Source organism: Paenibacillus darwinianus, from assembly GCF_000598065.1.
Lineage (GTDB): Bacteria > Bacillota > Bacilli > Paenibacillales > Paenibacillaceae > Paenibacillus_I > Paenibacillus_I darwinianus.
In genome coordinates, this window is the sequence record NZ_KK082196.1 from 5,771 (window position 1) to 10,805 (window position 5,035).

General features: G+C 57.4%; 4 protein-coding genes. All 4 read left to right on the plus strand.

Annotated features, from left to right (window positions below; all coding sequences use genetic code 11):
- A partial coding sequence (locus BG52_RS12815) for a substrate-binding domain-containing protein (protein ID WP_036585839.1) occupies positions 1-889 on the plus strand: 889 nt, incomplete at its 5' end.
- A gap of 206 nt (positions 890-1,095) precedes the next feature.
- Positions 1,096-2,151, plus strand: a complete 1,056-nt coding sequence (locus tag BG52_RS12820) for a galactose ABC transporter substrate-binding protein (RefSeq protein WP_036585840.1) — start codon at positions 1,096-1,098, stop codon at positions 2,149-2,151.
- A gap of 84 nt (positions 2,152-2,235) precedes the next feature.
- Positions 2,236-3,753, plus strand: coding sequence for a sugar ABC transporter ATP-binding protein (locus tag BG52_RS12825; RefSeq protein WP_036585842.1), 1,518 nt, complete (start codon positions 2,236-2,238; stop codon positions 3,751-3,753).
- A gap of 16 nt (positions 3,754-3,769) precedes the next feature.
- Positions 3,770-4,789 carry a galactose/methyl galactoside ABC transporter permease MglC gene (gene mglC, locus BG52_RS12830; RefSeq protein WP_036667418.1) on the plus strand — a complete coding sequence of 340 codons (1,020 nt, stop codon included), beginning with the start codon at positions 3,770-3,772 and terminating at the stop codon, positions 4,787-4,789.
- Positions 4,790-5,035 lie beyond the last annotated feature (246 nt).

Here is a 5,035-nt window from a genome sequence, read left to right on the forward strand (position 1 = left end):
CGAAGAGCCGGCGCCGGCCAAACGGATCGCGCTCGTGGCGCCGATTCGTGCCGGCGAGCTCGGCGACGCCATGCGGCTCGGCGCCGACGCCGCGGCCAAAGAGTTCGGCGTCGAGCTTGTGTATGCTTCATTCCAGCCGGAGGAGGGAGCGGCCAATCAGCAGGCGACGGCGCTCCAAATTCTGAGGGAGGGCGTGTCCGCCATTCTGATCGACCCGGCGGACGGGGAGGTGCTGAGCGCCGTTGCCGGCCAGGCGTCGAGAAGCGGTATTCCGTTGCTGACGCTGAACGACGAGCGCAAGGACAAAGGGGTGCAGGCTTCGATCGCCATCGATAACGAAGAGGCGGGTCGCAAGGCCGGGGAAGCGATGGCCAGGCTGATTGGCGGGGAAGGCGTCGTCGCTGTTCTGGGGCCGGCCCGTACCGACCCCGATACGTCCAGACGCGAGGACGGCATTGTTTCCGCGCTTGCGGGCTACCCGCGTATCGCCGTAGGACGGAAGCTGACCTGCGGCGATTCGCTTTCTCCATGCCGGGAAGCCGTGAGGGAGCTGTTGGACGGCGGCGAGGTCGACGGCATATTTGCGTTGGACTCCCAAACCTCGATCGCCGCAGCCGAGGAAACGGCCAGTCACGAGCGGCAAGGGGAACTGAAAATCGTAACGTTCGGCAACGAGCTGGCCCAGCTAGAGCTGCTGCAGGACGGTATCATTCACAACTCCGTCGTGCAAAACGGCTTTAGCGCGGGGTATCTCGGGGTGAAGCAGGCTGTGTCGCTGCTGGACGGTCAGCGGGTCGATAAATCGACGCGGATCGAAACAAAGGTGATCGATGCGGAAAATATGTTCTGGATGGACAACCAGAAGCTGCTGTTCCCCTTCGTTCAATAATCGCATTCAGCGGGGAAGATCGGGTGTTTCGGAAACGCGTCGAATAATTGATGAGAATTTTTATATTTCTTATGAGAATATTGAATTCGCATCTGGCCTCCCGTGCTTCATAATAACGATAGACGGTCGAAGCTTTCCCGCAGGCCGGCAGGCCCGGGACAGACGGCACCGTACAAATCAGAACCCAACAGGGAGGTCTTTTTACAATGAAAAAATGGATGGTTATCGCGATCGCGGGGGCTATGCTTACGCTGGCAGGCTGCGGGGCGAGCACCGGCGGCAATCAGGCCGAAAGCACCACGAACGGCGGCAATGCGGCAACAAGCGAAACGCCGAAGATCGGCGTCGCGATCTATAAGTTCGACGACACATTCATGACCGGCGTCCGCAACGCGATGACGGCCGCTGCGGATGGTAAGGCCGAGCTGGATATCGTAGACAGCCAGAACGCCCAGCCTACGCAGAACGAGAAGGTTGACCTTTTCATCTCCAAGAAATACAAGGCGATGGCCATCAACCCGGTTGACCGGACGGCGGCAGGCGTTATCATCGACAAGGCGAAAGCGGCCGATATCCCGGTTGTATTCCTGAATCGCGAGCCGATCGCCGAAGACATGAACAAGTGGGACAAGGTTTACTATGTCGGCGCCAAAGCGGAAGAGTCCGGCACGATCTCGGGCCAGATTATCGTCGACTACTGGAAAGCGAATCCGAAGGCCGACAAGAACGGCGACGGCGTTCTCCAATACGTCATGCTGAAGGGCGAGCCGGGTCACCAGGACGCCGAACTGCGCACGAAGTTCTCCGTACAAGCGATTCAGGATGCGGGCATCAAGGTCGAAGCGCTCGCTGAAGACACCGCTATGTGGGACCGCGTTAAAGGCCAGGAGAAAATGCAGACGTTCCTCGCGTCGAACGGCGACAAGATCGAAGCGGTGCTCGCGAACAACGACGACATGGGTCTCGGCGCAATCGAGGCGCTGAAAGCCGCCGGCTACTTCAAGGGCGACAAGTATATGCCTGTCGTCAGCGTCGACGCAACGGCGCCTGCTATCCAGGCGCTGCAAGACGGCACGCTGCTCGGCACGGTGCTGAACGATGCGAAAAACCAGGGCGCGGCTACGGTTGCTTTGGCAACGGTGCTGGCTAAGGGTGAGACGCCGACCAAAGAAAACACAAGCTACGACATTACGGACGGCAAATACGTCTGGATCGCCTACAAGAAAATCACGAAAGACAACATTGCCGACGCACAGCAATAAGGATTTCGATAAGGCGAGGGGCAACGGCATCCGTGACGTTGTCCCTCGATTCACATTACAGACCCGGTATGGGGGGCACAGGAGATGGCGGAACAATACTTGCTGGAGATGCGGGGAATATCGAAAGCTTTTCCCGGCGTTCAGGCGCTTAGCAATGTCACGCTGAAGGTAAGGCCCGGCACCGTGCACGCGCTGATGGGCGAGAACGGAGCCGGCAAATCGACGCTTATGAAATGTTTGTTCGGCATTTACAAGCAGGACGAAGGCGAAATTTATCTGGACGGCGGAAAGGTCGAGATCAACAACTCGAATGACGCGCTGCGGAGCGGCGTTTCCATGATTCATCAGGAGCTGCATCCCGTCCCGCACCGCGATGTGATGGAAAATATTTGGCTCGGACGCTTGCCGGTAAGAAGCTTCGGGCCGTTGAAATTTGTAGATCACAAAAAAATGTACCGCGATACGGTCGAACTGCTCGCCGATCTGGAGCTGGATGTCAATCCGAAAGCGCGTACGGGGTCCTTGTCAGTCTCCAAAATCCAGTCGCTTGAAATCGCCAAGGCGGTTTCGTTCAACTCGAAGGTCATCGTCATGGACGAGCCGACCTCCTCGCTAACCGGCAACGAGGTCGAGCAGTTGTTCAAGATTATCAACCGGCTGCGCAGCAGGGGCGTTTCGATCATATACATCTCGCACAAGATGGAAGAGATTCTCCGTATCTCGGACGATGTCACGATCATGCGAGACGGCAAATATATCGGCACCTGGCAGGCGAGCGAGCTGACGACCGATCTGATCATCACCAAAATGGTCGGACGCGATTTGACCGAGCGTTATCCGGAACGGACGAACGTGCCGGGCGGCGTCGTGCTGAAGGTCGACGGCTTGTCGTCGCCGAGTCCGAAGTCGTTTCAGAACGTATCGTTCGATCTGCGGGAAGGCGAGATTCTCGGCGTCGGCGGCCTGGTCGGCGCACAGCGGACCGAGCTGATCGAAGCGCTGTTCGGTTTGAGGGCGATTTCCTCGGGCACGATTTCGATTGCCGGCAAGCCGGTGCGGATCAAATCGCCGTCCGATGCGAAAAAGCATCGGATCGCGCTGTTGACCGAGGAGCGGCGGGCAACCGGCATTTTCCCGGTGCTGTCGGTCTATGAGAATACGATTATCGCCAACCTGGGCCGATTCAAATGGATTCCGGGGCTGCTCGACGAGAAGAAAGGACGCGTCGTGGCCAAGGAGCATGTCGATAAGCTGCGCACGAAGACGCCTACCGTCAACACGCAGATCCGCTATCTGTCAGGCGGCAATCAGCAGAAGGTGCTGCTTGCGCGCTGGCTGCTGACCGATCCGGACATTTTGCTGCTTGACGAACCTACCCGAGGCATTGACGTCGGGGCAAAGTTTGAAATTTATTCGATCATTACCCAGCTCGCCAAGCAGGGCAAGAGCATCATCATGATTTCCTCTGAAATGCCCGAGCTGCTCGGCATGTCGGACCGCATTATGGTCATGAGCGAGGGACGGATGACCGGCATCGTAGAAGGCAATCGCGCCACCGAGCATGAAATCATGCGCTTGGCCGCGCAGCAGCGTATGGCATAATTATAGGGGGATTACGATGAACGCACCTGCAATTACCAGAGTAAGAGAATTTTTAAGTGAAAGAGCGATATTCGTCGTGTTGGTCGTACTGGTCATCGGCATTGCGGTCGCCGATCCGAACTTTCTGGCGTTCAGCACGCTCCGCGACATCCTGCAGCAATCGTCGACTCGCGCGATCATTGCGCTCGGCGCCGCGTTTATTTTGATTACCGGCGGCGTTGACCTCTCCGCCGGACGGGTCGTCGGCTTGACGGCCGTTATCTCGGCTTCGATGCTTCAGATTGAGGAGTATGGGGCCCGCTTTTTCCCGGATATGCCGCAATTATGGGTCGGCTTGCCGATTCTGCTCGGCATCGCGGCGGGCTTGATCGTCGGTCTGGTGAACGGCTTGGTCATCGCGTGGTTCCACGTGCCGCCGTTCATTGCGACACTCGGCACGATGGTTGCCGTATACGGTATGAATTCCTTGTACTTCGATATGGAGCCGAACCAGTCGCAGCCGATCGGCGGCTTGCGGCGCGACTTTACGAACATCGGCAGCGGCTACATCGATTTGGGCGGCGGCTACTCGATACCGTACATCGTCCTCATCGCGATATTCGTCGCTGCCATCTGTTGGGTCGTCTTCAACAAGACCAGGCTTGGCAAAAACATGTATGCCATCGGCGGCAACGTTCAAGCGGCGCATGTCTCCGGCATCAACGTTGCTAAAAACCTGGTGTGGATTTACTCCATCGCCGGCGCCCTTTACGGCCTTGCCGGCGTGCTGGAAGCGGCTCGCACAGGCGGCGCGACGAACAACTACGGCAACATGTACGAGCTTGACGCGATCGCGGCATGCGTCGTCGGTGGCGTATCAACGGCCGGCGGTATCGGCAAAGTGGGCGGCGTCATGGCTGGCGTCCTGATTTTCGGCGTCATCAATTACGGTCTGACTTACATCGGCGTCAGTCCATACTGGCAGCTGATCATCAAAGGACTCATTATCGTTGCGGCTGTCGCGTTCGATATGCGCAGGCAGTTGGCGAGGAAGTAACATCGGGTAAAAAGATAAGGCCGGCTCAGCAGCGGAATTACCGCTCTTGGGCCGGCTTTTGTCGTGCGCAACATGATCGGGGGGAATTGAAGCCCGGAGTCATATTTTATTCCACTACCCCTATACACTTATCATAACGTTACGATTAGGGGGTATGTTTGATGGTTGTCACACCTGATATACCGGATCTTCCATATACATGGTTGGAGGGGAGAAAGTATTTTGAATTAATAGCTGAACCGGTAG